The sequence below is a fragment of the Arthrobacter sp. MYb229 genome (genome assembly GCF_002975405.1).
Classification (GTDB): Bacteria; Actinomycetota; Actinomycetes; order Actinomycetales; family Micrococcaceae; genus Glutamicibacter.
Map to the genome: position 1 here is coordinate 1 of NZ_PCPS01000008.1, position 19436 is coordinate 19436.

Annotated in this window: 14 protein-coding genes; 6 read left to right on the forward strand and 8 right to left on the reverse strand. The window is 64.4% G+C overall.

Annotated elements, in window-relative coordinates; translation table 11 throughout:
- Positions 1 to 220 precede the first annotated feature (220 nt).
- Positions 221 to 1756: a choline-sulfatase gene (gene betC, locus CQ019_RS16315; protein ID WP_105570138.1), complete on the reverse strand. Its 1536-nt coding sequence runs from the start codon at positions 1754 to 1756 to the stop codon at positions 221 to 223.
- A gap of 39 nt (positions 1757 to 1795) precedes the next feature.
- Here betC and CQ019_RS16320 point away from each other — a divergent pair, with 39 nt between their 5' ends.
- The gene (locus tag CQ019_RS16320) at positions 1796 to 2710 is read left to right on the forward strand and encodes an SUMF1/EgtB/PvdO family nonheme iron enzyme (protein ID WP_105570139.1); all 915 of its coding nucleotides are present in this window, start codon (positions 1796 to 1798) and stop codon (positions 2708 to 2710) included.
- Between the two features lie 21 nt (positions 2711 to 2731).
- On the opposite strand, the gene CQ019_RS16325 is transcribed toward CQ019_RS16320, so the two are convergent.
- Positions 2732 to 4708: a BCCT family transporter gene (locus CQ019_RS16325; protein ID WP_096284676.1), complete on the reverse strand. Its 1977-nt coding sequence runs from the start codon at positions 4706 to 4708 to the stop codon at positions 2732 to 2734.
- 579 nt (positions 4709 to 5287) lie between these two features.
- Between CQ019_RS16325 and CQ019_RS16330 the strand changes: the two genes are divergently transcribed.
- Both CQ019_RS16330 and CQ019_RS16335 read left to right on the forward strand, forming a co-directional pair.
- Positions 5288 to 6892 (forward strand): HNH endonuclease signature motif containing protein, encoded by a 1605-nt coding sequence (locus CQ019_RS16330; protein WP_105570140.1) that lies wholly within the window; start codon positions 5288 to 5290, stop codon positions 6890 to 6892.
- Positions 6893 to 7041: 149 nt separating this feature from the next.
- Positions 7042 to 7623, forward strand: a complete 582-nt coding sequence (locus CQ019_RS16335) for a dihydrofolate reductase family protein (protein WP_105570141.1) — start codon at positions 7042 to 7044, stop codon at positions 7621 to 7623.
- A 96-nt stretch (positions 7624 to 7719) separates the two neighbouring features.
- On the opposite strand, the gene CQ019_RS16340 is transcribed toward CQ019_RS16335, so the two are convergent.
- From CQ019_RS16340 to CQ019_RS16350, 3 genes are all read right to left on the reverse strand, one after another.
- The gene (locus CQ019_RS16340; RefSeq protein WP_105570142.1) at positions 7720 to 9228 is read right to left on the reverse strand and encodes a carboxyl transferase domain-containing protein; all 1509 of its coding nucleotides are present in this window, start codon (positions 9226 to 9228) and stop codon (positions 7720 to 7722) included.
- A complete protein-coding gene (locus CQ019_RS16345; protein WP_105570143.1) occupies positions 9225 to 10424 on the reverse strand; it encodes a CaiB/BaiF CoA-transferase family protein in 1200 nt (399 codons plus the stop codon). The genes CQ019_RS16340 and CQ019_RS16345 overlap by 4 nt, the downstream gene beginning before the upstream one ends.
- A gap of 72 nt (positions 10425 to 10496) precedes the next feature.
- Positions 10497 to 11858: an SLC13 family permease gene (locus tag CQ019_RS16350; protein WP_105570144.1), complete on the reverse strand. Its 1362-nt coding sequence runs from the start codon at positions 11856 to 11858 to the stop codon at positions 10497 to 10499.
- A gap of 154 nt (positions 11859 to 12012) precedes the next feature.
- On the opposite strand from CQ019_RS16350, the gene CQ019_RS16355 reads away from it, so the two are divergent.
- Positions 12013 to 12723, forward strand: a complete 711-nt coding sequence (locus CQ019_RS16355; RefSeq protein WP_258133727.1) for a FadR/GntR family transcriptional regulator — start codon at positions 12013 to 12015, stop codon at positions 12721 to 12723.
- A gap of 54 nt (positions 12724 to 12777) precedes the next feature.
- Here CQ019_RS16355 and CQ019_RS16360 read toward each other — a convergent pair whose 3' ends face one another.
- Positions 12778 to 13674, reverse strand: a complete 897-nt coding sequence (locus CQ019_RS16360; protein ID WP_105554367.1) for a LysR family transcriptional regulator — start codon at positions 13672 to 13674, stop codon at positions 12778 to 12780.
- Between the two features lie 127 nt (positions 13675 to 13801).
- Here CQ019_RS16360 and CQ019_RS16365 point away from each other — a divergent pair, with 127 nt between their 5' ends.
- Entirely contained in the window at positions 13802 to 15217 is a 1416-nt protein-coding gene (locus CQ019_RS16365) for a M20 family metallopeptidase (protein ID WP_105554368.1), read from the forward strand.
- An 8-nt stretch (positions 15218 to 15225) separates the two neighbouring features.
- Positions 15226 to 16578 (forward strand): MFS transporter, encoded by a 1353-nt coding sequence (locus CQ019_RS16370; RefSeq protein WP_105554369.1) that lies wholly within the window; start codon positions 15226 to 15228, stop codon positions 16576 to 16578.
- A gap of 149 nt (positions 16579 to 16727) precedes the next feature.
- Here the strand turns inward: CQ019_RS16370 and hpaD are convergent, their stop codons facing one another.
- Together hpaD and hpaE are read right to left on the reverse strand one after the other, a co-directional pair.
- Positions 16728 to 17837, reverse strand: a complete 1110-nt coding sequence (gene hpaD / locus CQ019_RS16375; protein WP_258134068.1) for a 3,4-dihydroxyphenylacetate 2,3-dioxygenase — start codon at positions 17835 to 17837, stop codon at positions 16728 to 16730.
- A 35-nt stretch (positions 17838 to 17872) separates the two neighbouring features.
- Positions 17873 to 19378, reverse strand: coding sequence for a 5-carboxymethyl-2-hydroxymuconate semialdehyde dehydrogenase (gene hpaE, locus CQ019_RS16380; RefSeq protein ID WP_105554370.1), 1506 nt, complete (start codon positions 19376 to 19378; stop codon positions 17873 to 17875).
- Positions 19379 to 19436: the final 58 nt, after the last annotated feature.

Sequence of the window (19436 nt, forward strand, 5' to 3'; positions counted from 1 at the left end):
AGGGCTACCGGCTGACCATTGGCCGGGCAGAAGATCTGCCTGGTCGCGGCCGAGCTGGCCGGGCCAAAGCTGCCGTCGATGAACAGCGTTTCGCCGCTGTGCAAGCGCGGATTCTGGTTGCTTTGAAGGCTCTTGGCTAATTGAGGTTGCAGGTTCATGTGTTCTCCAGAGAAAGTTTCGAAGGTTGTCGGTAGCGGCAGCGCCGGGTGCGGCAGTTGCCCTAGCGCTCGGGGTCAGTGATGGTTCCGTATTTCAGCGCGTTCCAGAAATCGCCGCGCACGTAGCGCTGTTCGGGCTCCGGATTGTAGTCCCAATGGTGCACCTTGCCCTGCTGCAGCGAGTTGGCGACCACCCGGCGGCTTGACTGGCTGGCCAGGATCTTGGACTCCAGCCGGGGCAGGTCGTACCGGGATTCCAACGCGCCGCGCATTGCCGCGACGACCTCGGCATGCTGCGGGTCGGTGGCTGCATTGCGCAGCTCATCGGGGTCGGCCGCCAGATCGAAGAGCTGCTCCGGGTCTCCCGGGCAGAGCACGAACTTGTAGTTCCCGCGGACGATGGTCAGCTGCGGACGCAAGGTCCCTTCGGCCAGGTATTCGATGACCACATCGCGGTCCCCGGCTCCGGCTTCGCCGCGCTGCGCGCGGCGCATCGATTCTGTCAAGGAGCTGCCCGGAAGCTGCGCCGCTTCCATGCCGGCCAAGTCCAGGAGCGTCGGCGCGAGATCGAGCAGGGACACCGGCTCGGCGAAGCGGCCGGTGGGCACCAGATGCGCCGGCCCGTGCATGATCAGCGGGACCCGCGAAGACTGCTCATAGGGGGACATCTTGAACCACAACCCCTTTTCGCCCAGCATGTCGCCATGGTCGCTGATCACGATGATCACCGTGTTGTCGTCGAGATCCAGTGCTTGCAGCTGGGCGCGGATGCGCCCGATCTGGTCATCGATGTAGCTCACCGCCGCGTAGTAGGCGCGGCGCGCCCGGCGCACGCCGTCGAGATCCGGATAGCGCTGGTCGAAGCCGCTCATCGCGCGCAGGCGATGGCTATGCGGATCCTGGGCGGGGTCGGGAACCTCGGGGTGCGCCGGGTCGGGAATCTCGCCGTCGGCAAACCGGTCCCAGTGCTCGCGCGGCGGCTCATAGGGATCGTGCGGGTGGATGAAGGAGGTGACCATCAAGAACGGCAGGTCCTCGCCCGCGGCCTGGTTGGCCCGCACCCGGTCGTTGAGATGGCGCAAGGAACGGAACGTGACCTCATCGTCGAAGTCCTGCTGCACACTTGCCTTGGACACCCCGGCCTCGAAGACCGCGGCGGCATCGTGGTACCACTGCAAGCGCTGCTCCAGCGGGCGGGTCCAATCCGGGATCATGTCCAGATCCGCCGGGTAGACATCCGTGGTGAGCCGCTGCTCGAATCCATGCTGCTGGTCCGGGCCGATGAAGTGCATCCGGCCAATGAGGGCCGTGTGGTATCCGGCCCCGCGCAGCCGGTGGGCGAAGGTGGGAATCGAGGCGGCGAAGTCGTCGCCGTTGTCGAAGCAGCCCAGATCCGAAGGCATCTGTCCGGTCATCATCGAGGCGCGTGACGGGGCGCACAGCGGGGTGTTACAGTAGGCGCGGTCGAAAACCGCCCCGGATTCGGCCAATGCGTCGATATGCGGCGTCTTGGCTGCCTGATCTCCGTAGGCGCCAAGCGCTTGGGCGGCCATCTGGTCGGCTTGGATAACAATGATGTTAGGTCGTTTGATTGACATCGTTTTTCCTTTCGTAGTAACTGAAATTGGAGCTAGTTGATGAGTGCATGCTGTGGAGCCCAGCGATCGGGGAATACCCCTCCTGCGCGGCCGGTGCCGGCTGCGGCCCAGCAGGCAAGCCAGCTGGAGACCCTTGCGGCCCGGGCTCCGGAACAGCTGCGCCTGCTCGGATTGGCCGGCGGCAGCTTCCTGATGGGCAGCGAGGACGAACTGGCCTACCGGGCAGATGGCGAAGGCCCGGTGCGTGAAGTCGCCGTGGCGCCCTTCGCCATCGCCGCCACCGCGGTAACCGTCGCGGAATTCGCCGTTTTCGTCTTGGCCACCGGATACCGCAGCGATGCGGAAGTCCACGGGGATTCCCTGGTCTTCGACGGGAACTTGTCGAACGAAACACGCAGGCTTGCAACGCCCGACGAGCATGCCCCGTGGTGGTACACGGTCGCCGGGGCCAACTGGCAGCGACCCGAAGGTCCGGACTCGGATGCCCTGAAGCGGGCAAGCCATCCGGTGACCCACGTATCCCTGCGCGATGCCCGAAGCTACGCGCAGTGGGTCGGCGCCCGGCTGCCCAGCGAGGCGGAGTGGGAATTCGCCGCCCGGGGCGGGCTGGAGCAGCAGCCTTATCCCTGGGGCGCCGAATTCGAGCCCGGGGGACAGGCCCGGATGAAGACCTTCGCCGGAGAATTCCCGCATGGCCCCACCAGCCCGGTCGGCACCGTGGAGGTGGCCGCATATCCGCCCAACGGATTCGGCCTCTACAACATGACCGGCAACGTGTGGGAGTGGACCTCGGGGACCTTCTCCGCTGAGGATCCGCGTCCCGCCGTGCGCGGTGGTTCGCACATGTGCCACGCCTCGTATTGCCGGCGATACCGGACCTCGGCACGCACCGCCGTCACCGCCGACACCTCGCTGGCCCATACGGGATTTCGCTTGGCCGCCGACGTGAATTGAGCTGCGCCGCCGGCAATCGGCTCAACGCCGCGGTTCGCCGCCGGGTTTTTCCGGGGAGTCCACCACCGGCTGCAGTGAAATCTCCCCGGTTTTCGGATCCCAGCCGTCGGCCCACTCGCCCGTGGCGTAGCTGTACCCCACCGGCTGTCCGTTCTCGTCCGTGCGCTGATACCACTCGGTGTATTCCTCGCTGGTGGAATCCACATCGGCACCGGCTCCTTCGCCGGGCGTCGTGGCGACCACGTGCAGGGCGAAGTCGTCCCCGTAGCGGTCGACACCTTCGAATACCGCGTTGTTGATCGCATTTTCGGCGTAGTGGTGCCGCAGCGCGAACGGATCGGTCCGCAAATCGCGGAACCAGGCGACGATGATCAGCAGCATGATGAAGGCAAATGGGACCGCGCTGACGATGACCAGTTGCTGGAGCCCTGCCAAGGCGGAGGAATCACCGAGCAAGAGCATGACGACGGCGATCCCGGACATCACCAGGCCCCAGAAGACCACGATCCACCGGCTGGGTTCCTGATTGCCCCGGGAGGTCAAGATGCCCATCACCACCGAGGCCGAGTCAGCGGAGGTGATGAAGAAGATCGCCAGCACCACGATGGCCACGTACGGCAGCCACTGCAGGTACGGCAGATTCTCGATCATGGTGAAGAACACCTGCGGGGCGGGCATATCGGCGCTGAACCCCGGCATTCCCTGCTGGTACATCCAGATCGAGGTGCCGCCCATGATGCCGTAGGCGACAAAGAGCAGCGACGAGGGAATCAGGATCGTGCCCAGCAGGAACTGCCGGATGGTCCGCCCCCGCGAGATGCGTGCGATGAACGAGCCGACGAATGGCGACCAGGAGATCCACCAGGCCCAGTAGTACACGGTCCAGACGGACTGGAACTCCTGGGTTTCTGCGCCCCAGGACAGCGAACGCCCCATCAGCTCGAACATCGAACCGAGATATTCCATCAATGACGAGGGCAGCAGATTGAGCAGAAACAGCGTGGGGCCAAGGAACAGCACCAGCCCGACGATGCCCACGGTGAGGATGATGTTGATGCTCGACAGATACCGGATGCCCCGCGAAACCCCGGAAACCGCCGAGATGATGAAGGCAACCGTCAGCAGGAGAATCAGGATGACCAGCATGTTATTGGTCAGTTCACCCGCGCCGGTGACGATGGTGATGCCGGTGCCGATTTGCATCGCCGCAATGCCAAGGGCCGCCGCGGTGCCAAACAGGGTGGCCACGATCGCGAACACATCGATGAGCTTGCCGGCGAAGCCTTCCGAATATCGCTGGCCGAATAAGGTGCGGAAGATGGAGGACATGAGCAGTGCCCGGCCGCGGCGGTACGCCGCGTAGGCGATGGCACCGCCAACCAGCGCGTACATGGCCCAGGCATGGAAGCCCCAGTGGAAGTAGGTCTGCGCCATGGCGCCGTGCATGGCCTCGGTAGTTTCCGCTTGGTGCGTCAACGGCGGAGGGGCAATGAAATGCGTCAGCGGCTCGGACGGGCCGAAAAACAGTACTCCGATGCCGATGCCGGCCGCAAAGAGCATCGCGACCCAGGAGAATGTGCTGAATTCCGGCTTTTCACCGTCCTTGCCGAGGCATATTTTTCCATAGGGAGAGATCGCCAGGCCTATCAGGGAGACCAGGGTGATGATGGCGACGGTATTGAACAGCCAGCCCAGGTTGAGCGTGGACCAGGAGAACGCGGCGGAAGCTATATTGGCAACGCCGGCCGGATCGAGGATTCCCCACACGACGAATCCAATGGTCAGTGCCCCGGTGAGGCAGAGGACAAACTTGCTGACCTGGTAGCGACGACGCTGTTCGTCGATTCCGATACCCGGAACAAGCGCCGGGTGGATATTATGCGGATATCCGGGTCGGCGAAAATCGAGATTGGGCAACCGCCGCCGAGACTTTTTCCGTTTTCGGTCCTGCGCAGTTTCCGCCCCAGGGGTGGGCCGGGTTTCATCGGTTTTGGACATGGAAATTCTACCTTTGGTGATGCAGGGGCACCCCGGCGGCGTGGGAACAGGCATGGCGGATGAGAGAGCGAACGACATGACTGATCGGCCAACGGGGGCGCGGTGCGATTAAGGAGCTGGGATGAGTGAGCCGGCATCGAAGCCATGCTCAAGTGGAACCAAGCCATCGAGGCCTGGTTCTAAAGTGCCTACACGGGTGCCGTGTGGCTACGGCTCGCAGCCCCACCAGCCAATGGCATTGGATTCCCAGGAATCATTCTCGTAGCCTGCGGTTCGCCGAGGAGAGTTTATGCGAAGCTTCTCAGCTGCATTGATGCTGGACAGATTGCGCGCAACAGAGATCGACCAGTCCGTGGACTGTGTGTGGAAATCGACGTGGCGCATGACACAAGACCCTAGACGTGGCGCATCACGGAGTCAAGGAAGCCCGGAAAAATCTTCGTACCAAGAAGCCGCGTCCGGCCCTCGATCGGTTCCTGCGCCAGCGGATGTTCCGGCGCGGTGCCCGATCGGACGCACTTATCCACAGATTTTTCTGGCGCATCCCGGCAGGCCGCGCATCGGGGCACACTGGTCTGCATGGACACCACCGACCTGGATCAGGCCCTCGACGGGTACGGCCAGCTGCTGGAGACGCTGCAACCGGCCGACGCCGAGGCGTGCCGCCGGATCGACGGGGCCGCGCTGCGGGCGGTCATCGAACAAGAGACCCAGGTGCTCATCGGATTGCGGCGGGCGTTGCAGGACACCGCAGACCCACGCCTGGCCCTGGAACTTCTGGCCGCCGCGAAGCGGATCCAGGATGAATGCACCCGGATGAGCCTGGTGGCCGCGGATCGGCTGGCCGCCACCAACGCGCACCAGCTGGAAGCCGAAGAGCTCAGCGAACTGCGCGTCCAGCCCGCCGACACCACCCGCGCCGCACGCCGCGCTTCCGGGCGCTCCTGCTTCAAAGACCCTGCAGAGCTGCTGGCCAGCTGGCTGAAGATCAGCTACGCCAGGGCCAGGCGGATGATGCTCGACGCCAGCGACCTGATCGGGCGTCGTGATCCCGCAGGGCAACCGGTGCCGCCGCGCTTCCCGCATCTGGGCCAGCTGCTCGATGATCCGAAGGTCAGCCCCGAGGCGGTCTGCGAGACCAGCAAGAAGATCTCGCGCCGCGAACCGGAAGACACCACCTTTGAAGGCACCCCGACCGAGCCGACGCTGCTGGACAACTCCGGAATCGCGGTTGAAGAACGTGCGGCACAGATCCTGCACGATGAGCTGACCGAGAAGGAAGCCGAGAAGAAGATCGGCAGCCTGATCACGATCGCCAGCTCTCATCCCGAGACCTCCACCGCTGCGGCGCTGTGCCGGGGCATGTATCGGCGGCAAACCAGCAACCCACAGGTCGTTGAATTCGTTTTGCGCGTCGGGTTGCTCGAAGCCGAAATGCTCGACTCGCTGATCGCCCAGGCGAACAACCCGAAAACCCAGGCCGGCCAGCGCGCACGGCAAAACCCGGGTCATTCCGGGACGGCGCAGGGATCGGACTCCCTGCCCGAACAGCCCCAGCTGCCGGACTTCCTGCCTCCCGAGGCGGCCGGTGCCCGGTGGGAACCGGAGGCGCCGCAGATGCGGGTGAGCCCACCGGAACGAGCGTTGAATGCGCTCCTGGAACTGCTGGGCACCTCCGGAGAGGACGCCGGGAGACGCCGCATCGAACCCGAGGTCATCGTCCACATGAAGCTCGATGATCTGCGAAACCTGGCCGGGGCCCACGGGCGAACGGCCCATGGAATGGATCTTCCGCCGGGGGAGCTGAGAAAGCTCCTATGCGATGCGAAGATCATTCCGGCGGTGTTCGGCGGGCGCGGTGAACTTCTGGACTTCGGCCGAGCTAAGCGGCTGGTTCCGCCGAGCCTGCGCAAGGCGGTGCTGGCGCGGGACCGTGGATGCCTGGTGCCTGGCTGCACCACGCCTCCGGAACGGGTGGAAATCCACCACATCAAATCCCACGCCGACGGCGGGGATACGAGCCTGGAAAATTCCGGGCCAGGCTGCGACGCGCACCATACGGCCTATGACCTCGGAATTATCAAGGTCATCTTCCAGGACGGGCTGCCGTGGGTGATCCTGCCCAAGCACATCGACCCGGAGCAAAAGCCGCGGCGCAATACCTACTGGGGCGAGGACGGCTAGCCGGAGTTCCCTTGCGCCGAACCGCGGCCTGGTCAATACGAGACCGAGCCCCACGAGCCGGCCGGCTGAGGCAAGGCAACGTCCGCCCGCTGCACCCTGATCTATGCGGAACTGCTACGATGAGGCACCCCAAAGCAAAGGAGCCTCCCGTGGGCAAGGTGGTCATGTACGGCTCGGTGTCGGTGGACGGTTTTATCGCGGATGCGAACGACCAGCCCGGAGCGCTGTTCGACTGGTTGACCGGCGGCGAAGTCCCGTTGGACGAGAGCGGCGCATTGAAGGTGTCGCAGGCATCCTACGACTACACCCGGCCATACTGGGACCGGATCGGGGTGACGATCGTCGGCCGCCACGTCTTCGACATGACGGATGGCTGGGACGGGAAGCCGCCGAGCGGGGTCGAGCACATGGTCGTCGTGACGCACCGGCCGAAGCCCGAGGGCTGGGATCCCGAGGCGCCTTTTCACTTCGCCGACGGCGTCGCCGCAGCCGTGGCCAAGGCGCAGGAGCTCGCCGGTGAGCGCATCGTCGAGGTCTCCGCTGGCGATGTTGGCGGCCAGGCGCTGGCCGCGGGCCTGGTCGACGAGGTGCGCATGGACGTCGTTCCCGTCGTGTTCGGCTCCGGCAAGCGCTACTTCGGGCCGGCCCACGCCCAGCACCCGCTGGAGGATCCCGACGCGGTGATTCAGGGCGACCGGGTGCTCCACCTGTGCTACCCGGTGCGCCGTTAACCGAGCGTGCTGCAACGACAAAATCCCGGGGCGCTGGCGAATTCAATCGCTAGCGCCCCGGGATTTGCACGGAGTAGCGCAGGCAAGCTGCGCCGGCTAGGTGCCTAAGGTACCCAGGTTCTGGAACTTCTGCTGCCGGCGCTCCAACCTGTATTCGTCGGGAATCACCCGGGCCAAGGAAACCTCGGCGGCGATCGCCGCACAGAGCTTCTGCGCGAATTCACGCGGGTGCCCGGCGGCCTCATCGAGCTCGTCGACCACGTGGTCGACCAGCCCGAAAGCGCACAGCGAGCCGACTCCGATGCGTTGCGCGCGGGCCATCTGCGGGGCCTGCTCGATGCTGCGGTGGATGATGGCGCTCGCGCCTTCCGGCGGCAGCGGCGAGAGCCACGAATTCTGCGCGGCAATGGTCCGGTCGGCCGGGAGCAGCGCCAGCGCGGCCCCGCCGGTGCCTTGGCCAAGCAGCACCGATACCGAGGGGGAGCGAAGCCCGATCAGCTCGCTCAGCGACCGGGCGATCTCGCCGGCCAGCCCGCCTTCTTCGGCCTCGGCCGAAAGCTCGGCCCCGGTGGTGTCGATGATGGTCACCAGGGCCAGGCCGAGCTCCTGGGCCAATTGCATGCCGCGGCGTGCCTCGCGCAAGGACGCTGGGCCCATGCTGGAGGTGCTCAGGTGGCGTGGACGCTGCTGGCCAAGTACCACGCATCGCTGGTCGCCGAAGCGCGCCAGCGCGAGAATCAGGCCGGGGTCCTTTTCGCCCTGCCCGGTCCCGTTCAGCGGCAGTGCGTCATCGGCGGAGGCGAGAACCATGCGGGTATCCGGGCGGCGCGGATTGCGGCTGATCTGCACCGATTCCCACACATCAGGCGTGCTGCCGGGCACCGTCCGGCCCAGCGGCGCGGGCAACGAAGTGCTCACCTCGGTCGGCTGCAGGATCCGCAACGCCCGCAGCACCAGCTCGGGCAGTTCCTGCGGGGCGACCACCGCGTCGATCAGCCCCTTGCGGAAGAGGTTCTCGGAGACCTGCACTCCTTCGGGGAACTTTTCCCCAGATAGCGCCTCATAGACGCGGGGTCCCAAGAAGCCGAGCAGCGCTTCGGGTTCGGCCACGGTGATATGTCCCAGCGAACCCCAGGAAGCCATCACCCCGCCGGTGGTCGGATGGCGCAAATACACCAAATAGGCCAGACCGGCTTCCTTATGCCGGCGCACCGCATCGGTGATCGCAACCATGCCGAGGAAGGCCAGGGTGCCTTCCTGCATCCGAGTGCCGCCCGAGGCGGGTCCGGCGAGCAGGGGCAGCCCTTCGCTGGTGGCCCGCGTGATCGCGGCGACGATGCGTTTCACCGCGGCTTGCCCGATGGACCCGGCCAGGAATTTGAACTCCGAGACGATCACCGCCACCGGCCGCCCTTGGATCATTCCCTTGCCGGTGAGCACCGATTCATCGGCACCGCTCTTGAGCCGCGCGGCGTCCAGATCCGCCGCGTAGCTTTCGCTGAGCTCGGGCTGGTGCGGGGTGCTGTCCCAGGATTCAAAGGAGCCTTCGTCCAGCACGATGCCGAGCAGTTCGGCCGCGCCGAGGCGAGCGGTTTTGGTGTTCATGACCGTTCTTCCCTTCCGGCGTCCAGCCATTGTTCGATGTCCGCGGCGTCGGCGTTCAGCAACGGTGGGGCGCTATGCCTGGTTTTGGTGGTTTCCGCGCTGGTGGCGGGGTCGAAGAAACGCAATGGCGGGCCGGGGAGGCTGATCTTGCCCAGCACCTCATGCTCGACCTCGACGATGAGCCCCTGGGATTTGACCTGTTCCCATTCGTAGACTTCCTCGATGCTCCGCACCTTGCCCGAGGGGATGCCGGCCGAGTCGAGCAGGGCCAGAAGTTCGGTTGCCCCGTAGCCGGAGAAGGCCTGCTCGATGAGCGGGTTCAGCTGCGACCGGTGCTCCACGCGGGCGGCATTGCTGGCGAAGCGGGCATCGTCGGGTGCCAGGCCGAAGGTCGCCGCGAATTTCTGCCAGAGTTTTTCGCTGCCGACGCTGATCTGCACCTTGCCTCCGTTGCAGGGGTAGAGGCCATAGGGGGCGATGGACGGGTGGTGGTTGCCGATGGCGTGGGGGTTCTGGCCGGCTACGGTGGCCCGGGTTCCTTGGAATGCGTGCACCCCAACGATCGAGGCGAGCAGCGAGGTGCGCACCACCTGTCCGCGTCCGGTCTGCTCGCGTTCCAGCAGTGCCGCCAGGGCGCCAAAGGCGCCGTACATCCCGGAGAGCAGATCCGCGATGGGCACCCCGACCTTCTGCGGATCCTCGGGGCCGGAACCGGTAATCGACATCAGCCCGGCCTCGCCCTGCAGGATCTGGTCGTAGCCGCTGCGGTGGGCCTCGGGCCCGTCGTGGCCGAAGCCGGTGATGGACATGATCACCAGCCGCGGATTGAGCTCGTGCAGCACCGCGGTGCTGAATCCGAGCCGCTCCAGCACCCCGGTGCGGAAGTTCTCCATCAGCACGTCGGCGTGCTTGATCAGCTCAACGAGCTTTTCCTTGTCCGCCGCGGCTTTCAGGTTCAGCGACAGCGACTGCTTATTGCGGTTGCAGGAGAGGAAATAGGTGGCTTGCGGGTTGTCCTCCGGTCCGGCAAAGGGCGGACCCCAGCCTCGGGTGTCGTCCCCGGTTTCGACGGATTCCACCTTGATCACCTTGGCGCCAAGGTCGCCCATCATCATTCCCGCATGGGGCCCGGCCAGCGCCCGGGTCAGGTCGAGCACCACGTATCCGTTTAAGGGACCGGCGGTGGTTGACTGCATTTTCTCGGCAACGGCCGTCGTAGAGCTCAAGGCTCCTCCTAGCAAATCTTGGATTGAATGGGGAGTGCGGGCTTAGAGCCAGCCCGGCAGCACCAGCGTGGCCCAGGCCAGCAGCGGTCCGACGAGGACAACGATGCCGCCGTAGCCGAGGACCTGCTTGTAGAAGCGGTCCTTGTCCGTGCCTTCCGGCGCATTGGCCAGCACCAGCGCACCGTTGGTGGAGAACGGGGAAACATCCACCACGGTGGAGGCGATGGCCAGCGCGCAGATCAGGCCGATAGCGCTGATGGATCCGGTGTTGAGGAAGGGGATGGCCAGCGGGATCAGCGCCGCCAGGATGGCGGTGGAGGAGGCGAAGGCCGAAACGAGTGCGCCGATGTAGCAGATCAGCAGGCCCGCCAGCAGCGGTGCGCCCAGGGTGGCCACGGCGTTGGAGGCATATTCGATGGTTCCGGCTTCTTGGAGCACACCGACGAAGGTGAGCATGCCGCAGATGAGCAGCACCGTGGACCAGCTGATCTTGTTGACCGCGCCCTTTTGCCCGGCCGGGTTGACCAGGGCGAGGAAGACCGCGATGGTGATGGATACGAATCCGACATCGACCTTGAAGCCCAGGGCGATCACGGCCAGGGCGATCAGCCCGATGATCGTCATGGTCTGTCCGAAACGCTGGCCGGGCGCCTTGGGCGCTGCGCCGTCTCCGGCCGGATCGCGTGGCCCGTAGGTGCCCGATCCGCTGCCCTTGAAATCGACGTCGGCCCCGCGGGTGCCCACGGATACCGACAGGCGTGCCTCCGCGACGCGTTCGGCAATGGCGCCGGCGCGCTGTCCGGCGAGCTTCTTGCCGCCGAGCACCAGGAAGAGCACGACCGCGATGACGAGGTTGAATACGAAGCTGGTCAGGAACAATGCGGTGGGGCTGAAGGGGAAGCCGGCTTCTTCGATGAGTCCGTTGACGATGACGCCGTAGACGGCGATCGGGGAGAAGCCGCCGGCCTGCGCGCCGTGCACGATGAGCATGCCCATCATCAGCGGGTTGATCTTGTATTTCTGGGCGAAGGTCAGACCGATCGGCGCGATGATCGCTACCGCCGCCGGGCCCAGGGCGCCGATGGAGGTGATGGCCGCGGTGATGGCGAACATGACCCAGGGGATCAGCGAGATTCGATTGTCGACGAGCTTCACCGCCTTGTCCACCAGGACGTCGATGGTGCCGTTATTCTGCGCGATGGCAAACAGATAGGTGACGCCGACCAGGGTCAGGAACAATCCTCCGGGGAAGTTCGCGAGGATGTCCTTGGCATCCATGCCGAGAAAAACCGTGCCGAGCAGAAATGCTCCGACGAAGGCCAAAGCCCCCATGTTGATCGGGAACATCGTGGCAATTATGAACATCACCGCCAGCACGATGATGGAAACAAGCGCGACAGACATGGGAATTCCTTTTATTGAAGGTTGCGTGGTCGTTGATTTGCCTGTGATGGGCATCACTGGCTCACTGGCCTAGCCTCCTAGACTCTCGGTGTCTTGTCAAGCGAATTTTCGGTGTAGGTTTGAGCTATAACGCATTCGTGAGGAAGGAATCAAGGTGGCTGAAGCCAAGAAGCCCAGGCAGTTTGCAAAGGTGCAACGCCCGCGGCTCTATGAGCAACTGATGCAGCAGATCCTGACTTTTGTGGAAGAAGAGCAGCTCGGCCCCGGCGACCATCTGCCGGCGGAACGCGAATTGGCGGAGCAGCTGGGCGTTTCGCGGGCGACTCTCGCCCAAGCGCTGGTGGCTTTGGAAGTTCTCGGAGTCATCGATGTGCAGCATGGCACCGGAGCGGTGCTGATGTACCGGCCCAGCGTCGCCACCGTGCTGCGCGATCTGCGGGCGCACAAAAACCGCTTGCCGGATATCGTCGAGGCGCGCAGCACCTTGGAGGTCAAGCTGGCCGCGCTGGCCGCCGAGCGCCGCACGGAGGCCGACCTGCAGAAAATTGACCAGGCGCTGGAGGTGATGGCCGCAGAAATCGGCGATGGCGGACGCGGCGCGCGCGGGGATGAGCTGTTCCATGAGGCGATCACGGGAGCGGCGAAGTCATCAGTGCTGCAGAAGCTGATGACGTTCATCGCCGAGATGGTCCTTGAAACCCGCATCGAATCCCTCGGGCAGCCCGGTCGTCCCGAGCGTTCGCTGGAGTCCCACCACAAGATCGCCGACGCCATCCGCGCTGGTGATGCCCAAGGCGCCGCCGATGCCATGGGTGAGCATATTGAGATGGTGTCCGATGTGGCATTGCTGAAGGACGATAACTAGTCGCATCACAGGTGCCTTCGGCCCGTGGGACGGACGTGCCCCGGTGCCTCGGCTCTAGTATTCCTGCATGTGCGCGGCGATCTGCTGAATTAAGGCGCTGACCAGGGCAGGTTGTCGCCGCCTTGGCATCGTGAGGATCTGCGCGGTGCGTTCGGCCAACGCCGGATGGTCGATCGGGATGAATTTCAGGCCGTGGCTCAGGCCGTCGCGGCGGGCGAAATGGCTCAATAGAGTCACCCCGGCTCCGGAGCGCGCAAACTCCATTGCCGGGTTGATGTGATCCGTGGTCAGCACGATTTTAGGTGTGAGGCCTGCCATGGACGTGGCTATGTCGAAGAGCTCGCGTTGGGTGATGCCTTTCGCGGGCATGGACATCGGATAGTCGCATAGCTCGGCCAGCGACACCTCGGTGCGAACCGCCAGGGGATGCCCGGTGCTGACGACGGCATATGCCGGCGCAGGGCAGGAATGCTCGACGTTGACGCCGCGCTGCGGCCCCAGCGCAAAAATTGTGGCGAGGTCCGCCGTTCCTTCGATGACTTGCCGGGTGGCCTCCGCGGAGGGCAAGACGCTCAGGTGAACCGAAACCTCGGGGTGCTCCTTGCAAAAGGCCGACACCGCCCGCGGTGTCAGCGATGCCGCCAGCCCCTCCGAGCTGACCACCTCGATGATCCGCGATGCCCCGATGGACAGTTCGCTCAGATCATGGGTCAGCTGCTCGCCCTCGGCCAGCATGCGACGGGTATGCGCCAGCAACAGGACTCCCGCATCCGTCAATTCCATTCCACGGGCGTGGCGGCGGAAAACCGCGGACCCGACTTGATGCTCGAGCTGGGTGATCTGGCGGCTAATGGCCGAAGCGGAAACATGCTGGGCTTCGGCCGCTTCGGAGATGGAGCCGGTGCTGGCCACTTCGTGGAAATAGCGCAGCGCGGTCGGCAACGTTTGCATTCCTGGGAACTCCGCTCGACTAGCATTTTGCGTTTAACTCAAACCTCATGCAGGAAACGGCACTGGTGCGCACGTAATTCATCTCCTACTGTGATCTACAGTACCTCACTGGGATAAGGGAGAAACCATGCAGAATAGACGAGATTTACTGGCTACTGCGGATCAATATGTCGACTCGGGCCAGCTGTTCGAGGATCTGTCCGAACTAGTTGCCTGCCCTACCGTCAGCACCGACGCAGCCATGAGAGTTGCAATGAACTCATATCTTGATGAGGTATTGCGCGCCAGGCTGGAGCGCATGGGTTTCACGGTGCAGTTGGATCTCGACTGGCAAGGTTCGGGCAATTCCTTCCTTCGCGCGGTGCGCACCGAACACCATCAGCACCCAACGGTGCTCTGCTATGGGCACGCCGATGTGGTTGATGGCCAAGCCGGCCAGTGGGACGAAGGACGCGAGCCCTTCGTCCTGAGCGCCGAGGGCGACAGATGGTACGGACGCGGAACCGCAGATAACAAGGGCCAGCATTTGGTGAACCTCAAGGCACTGGAGATGGTCCTGGCCCAGCGTGGCGCGCTCGGGTTCAACCTCGTCTTCCTCTTCGAAGCCGGCGAGGAAATCGGTTCGCCGCACCTGCAGGAATACGCCGCCGCCCATCGTGGTCAATTGGCCGCAGACGTGTTCATCGCCTCCGACGGTCCCAGGCTGTCCGCCGAGCGGCCCACGATATTTCTCGGCGCGCGCGGTGGAGCCACCTTCGAACTCAGCGTTCCGCTGCGTCCGGGCGGCTACCATTCGGGCAATTGGGGCGGGCTCTTGCGCAACCCCGCGACCACCCTCGCAGGTGCCATCGGAGTGCTCGTCGATGGCCATGGGCGCATCCAGGTGCCGGAGTTGCTTCCTAGCCAATTGCCTTCCTCGGTGCGCCAGTCGCTCGAAATGGTCAAGGTGGGCGGTGGCGCGCAGGATCCTGAACTGGATCCCCATTGGGGCGACACCAGCCTGAGCCCCGCTGAGCGGCTCTATGGCTGGAATACCTTGGAGGTACTCGCCCTTCGCTCCGCCGATATTTCCCGGCCGGTTAATGCCATTCCCGGCGAAGCGCGCGCGGTATTGCAGCTGCGCTTTGTGGTTGGCACAGATATGCATGAGCTGGAGGGAGCGATTCGCCGGGCGTTGAACGAGGCCGGGTATCCAATGGTGCAGCTGAAAATGGGCCAGTGCTTCGCGGCGAGCCGAATCGACCCCGATAACCCATGGGTGCGCTGGGCCAGCGATTCTGTCCAGCAGACCACGGGCATGCCCACCGTGGTGCTGCCGAATATCGGAGGCTCGCTGCCCAATGAGGTCTTTGAAGCAACTCTGGGCCTGCCGACGTTGTGGATCCCGCACTCCTATCCGGGGTGCCAGCAGCACGGGCCCAATGAGCACGCCCTGGAATCGGTGCTGCGGCAGGGATTGAAAATGATGTGCGGACTCTTCCATGACCTGGGAACTCGCAATGACCTGCCACGCACGGTGGCGTTGACCAATGAGAAGATTTAGGACCCAGCATGGAAAATCACCAGCAATCACCAGTTGAGGAACAAGCCGGCCTGCATCAACGGCCGGAGCGTGCCGCCTCCGGCGCGCCGCAACGCCGCCAGTCAGCAGCCCGCGGGATTGCCGCGGCCACCGTTGGAAATGCGCTGGAATGGTACGACATGTCCATCTACGCGCTGCTGGCCATCTATATCGGCCACAATTTCTTCCCCTCGGATAATCCGGCGGTAGAAGTCATCCAGGCCTTTGCGGTCTTCGGCGTCTCCTATCTGATTCGTCCGCTGGGCGGGCTGGTGCTGGGGTCGTATGCGGACCGCAAGGGGCTGAAAAAGGGGCTGATCCTGACCATCAGGCTCATGGTGCTGGGCACGGCGATCATTGCCCTGATGCCGGGCTATGACACGATCGGGATGCTGGCCCCGCTGGGACTCATCGTGGGCCGGCTCGTTCAGGGATTCTCCGCCGGCGGAGAGTTCGGCGCGGCCACCTCCTACCTGCTGGCGCAGAACAAGGAGCGCAAGGGATTCCTCGGCAGCTTTCAATTCGCCAGCCAGGGGTTGGGTGCCTTGATGGCCGCGATCACGGTGGTCGTCTTGACGAGCATTTTCACCACCGAGCAAATGAACGAGTGGGCCTGGCGCATCCCGTTCTTCATCGGCCTGCTGGTGGGACCAGCCGGCTGGTGGATACGGCGTCACGTCGACGAAGCACCGTTGCCGGAACGCCCTGCCACCGGCCCGCAGGGCGCAGTGCCCGCGGTGCATGCTCCGGTACGCGAGCTCTTTCGCTCCAATAAGGTCTCGGTGCTCATGGCCGGCGGCGGGCTCGCCATTTCCACGGCGCTGAACTTTGTGCTGCAGTACATGCCGACCTTCGGCATCAACCACCTGGGGATGAGCCCTACGATCTCGTTCTCCTCGCTGATTATTTCCGGGGTCATCCTGACCTTCGCCACCCCGGTGGTCGGGCACCTTTCGGATCGCTTCGGCAGGCTGCGCATCATGGTTCCGGCGGCGCTGGCGATCATGGTGCTGACTATCCCGTTGTTCCTCTGGCTGATCGCGGGCCAGACCTTCCTGGTGCTCGCGGTCGTCATGACGATCCTGGGGCTGCTGAAGGCGTTGTATTTCGGTGCGCTGCCCTCGGTGATGGCGGACGTCTTCAGCGATTCCACGCGGGCTACGGGACTTTCGTTCAGCTATAACGCGGCGGTGGCGGTATTCGGCGGATTCACCCCGATGATTTGCGCTTTCCTCATCGAGGCCACCGGGCAGCCGATCGCACCAGGTTATTACCTGGCGGTGCTGTCCATCGTCAGCATCGTGGCGCTGGGCTCGGCATTCCGTTTCCGGGCGGTGCGGTAGGGCGGGTGGCGCACGAACCCCTGTGTGGCGCCCCGGCAGCCTGAAGGGGAATGAGGGGCAACGGCAAAACCCCGGGGCGCCAGCGAATCTAATCGCTAGCGCCCCGGGGTTTTCACGTAGTAGCTCAGGGAAGCTACGTCGGTGGGTTCCTAGACCTGGTTTCCGAGCTTGAAGCCCTTGGAAGCCTGGCCGCGGTAGGTGCCGGTCTCGTCCTTCTCGCGGGTGTAGGAGAAGCCGTCGGCGCCGACGGTCACCGCCATTTCCGAATTATCGGTGCGCTCGATGATTTCCTGCACGTTGCCGTCCAGGTCCAGCACCTTCGAGGCTTCGGTGTACCACGATGGAACTACTGGGTTGCCCCACCAGTCGCGGCGCTGGTTGTCGTGCACATCCCAGGTGATGACCGGGTTGTCCGGGTCGCCGGTGTAGTAATCCTGGGTGTAGATCTCGATGCGGTGGTCATCTGGATCCAGGATGTAGAGGTAGAACGCGTTGGACACACCGTGGCGGCCCGGGCCGCGCTCGATGCGGTCCGAGATGCGCAGCGCGCCCATCTTGTCGCAGATCTGGATGATGTTGTGCTTCTCGTGGGTGGAGAAGGCCACGTGGTGCAGGCGCGGGCCGTTGCCGCCGGTCAGCGCGGTGTCGTGCACGGTGCCCTTGCGGTGCATCCAGGCGGCGTAGGTGGTGCCTTCTTCGTCCTGGATGTCCTCGGTGACGCGGAAGCCCAGGTCTTCGAGGTACTTGCGGCCGCGCGGCACATCCGGGGTGACCTGGTTGAAGTGGTCCAGGCGGACCAGCTCGCCGGCGGAGTACAGGTCATAGCGCATGTGCAGGCGCTCGACGTGCTCGGTCTCGAAGAAGAACTCGTACGGGAAGCCCAGCGGATCCTCGACGCGCACGGCATCGCCGATGCCGCGCACGAAGCCTTCGCTGCGGCGCTCGGTGCGGCAGCCCAATTCCTTGTAGTACGCCTCGGCGGCGTCGACCTCGGCGGTGGAACGCACACGGAAGGCCATGGCCTTCAGCGCGGCCACCGGGCCGAGGGTCAGCACCAGGTTGTGGTGGATGAACTCCTCGAAGGAACGCAGGTAGATCTGCGTGTCGTCCTCGTAGGACACGTGCAGGCCGAGCACGTCCACGTAGAACTTGCGCGAGGCGGCCAGGTCGGTGACGACCAGTTCGGCGTAGGCGCAGCGCAGGATGTCCGGCGCTGGAACCGAGGGGGTGGCGATGGGGTTGGAAATCTCTTTGCTCATTGTGTTGCTCCTTTGCGAATGGGCAGGGTAAGTAATTAGGCGCCGAACTTCGGGGTGTGCACGTCTCCCAGGGTGATGTGCACGGCCTGCTGGTCGGTGTAGAAGTCGATCGAGCGGTAGCCGCCCTCGTGGCCCAGGCCCGAGGCCTTCACTCCGCCGAAAGGCGAACGCAGGTCGCGCACGTTGTGCGAGTTCAGCCACACCATGCCGGCCTCGATGTCCTGCGCGAAGTTGTGGGCACGCTTCAGGTCGTTGGTCCACAGGTAGGCGGCCAGGCCGTACTTGGTGTTGTTCGCCAGCTCCAGGGCTTCTTCCTCGGTGTCGAAGGGGGTGATTCCCACGACCGGGCCGAAGATCTCTTCCTGGAAGATGCGTGCATCGGGTGCGACATCGGCGAACACGGTCGGGGCGACGTAGGAGCCGTTTTCCTGGCCTTCGGGCAGGTTCTCCGGGCGGCCGCCGCCGGCGACCAGGCGGCCTTCGGACTTGCCGATTTCCACGTAGCTCATGACCTTGTTGTAGTGCTCCGGGTGGACCAGCGCGCCGACCTGGGTGGTTGGATCGTGCGGATCGCCGACCTTGATGTTCTTCGCCCGGGCCGCGTAGGCCTCGACGAACTTCTCGTAGATGCCGCGCTGGACCAGGATGCGCGAGCCTGCGGTGCAGCGCTCGCCGTTCAGCGAGAACACGCCGAACAGGGTGGAGTCGATGGCCGCGTCGAAGTCTGCATCGTCGAACACGATGGCCGGGGACTTGCCGCCCAGCTCCATGGACATGCCCTTGAGGTTCTCCGCGCAGTTGCGGAAGATCAGCTGGCCGGTGGAGGATTCGCCGGTGAAGGAGATCAGCGGGACCTTCGGGTGCTTGACCAGTGCGTCGCCGGCTTCCTCGCCGATGCCGTTGACCAGGTTGAAGACACCGGCGGGCAGGCCGGCCTCTTCGAAGATGGTGGCCCACAGCGAAGCGGAGAGCGGGGTGAACTCCGCCGGCTTGAGCACCACGGTGCAGCCGGAGGCGATCGACGGGGCGAGCTTCCAGGATTCGAGCATGAACGGGGTGTTCCAGGGGGTGATCAGCCCGGCGACGCCGATGGGTTTGCGGTTCACGTAGTTCAGCTGCGAGCCCGGGACCTTGAGCGCATTGTCGTGCTGGGCGACGATCAGGTCGGCGAAGAAGCGGAAGTTCTCCGCGGCGCGCTGGGCCTGGCCCTTGGCCTGGGTGATCGGCAGGCCGGTGTCGAAGGTTTCCATCTCGGCCAGGCGGTCCTGCTGGGCAACGACCGCGTCGGCGATCTTGTACAGCACGTTGGCGCGTTCGCGTGGCTTCATCTTCGGCCATGGGCCGTTGTTGAAGGCCTCGGTGGCGGCGGCGACCGCTGCGTCGATATCGGCCTGCTGGCCGGCGGCGGCGGTGGCGTAGTCCTGGTTGGTGACCGGGTCCAGGACGCCGAAGGTTTCCCCGCCGATGGAATCGACGAACTTGCCGCCGATGTAGTGCTGCAGGTGGGTCGGCAGGTTTTCCGGAACGAAGTGCTTGCTCATGGATGTTTTCCTTTCGCGTGGCTTTCAACTGTGAAAGTCATGAAATTGTGAAATCTTT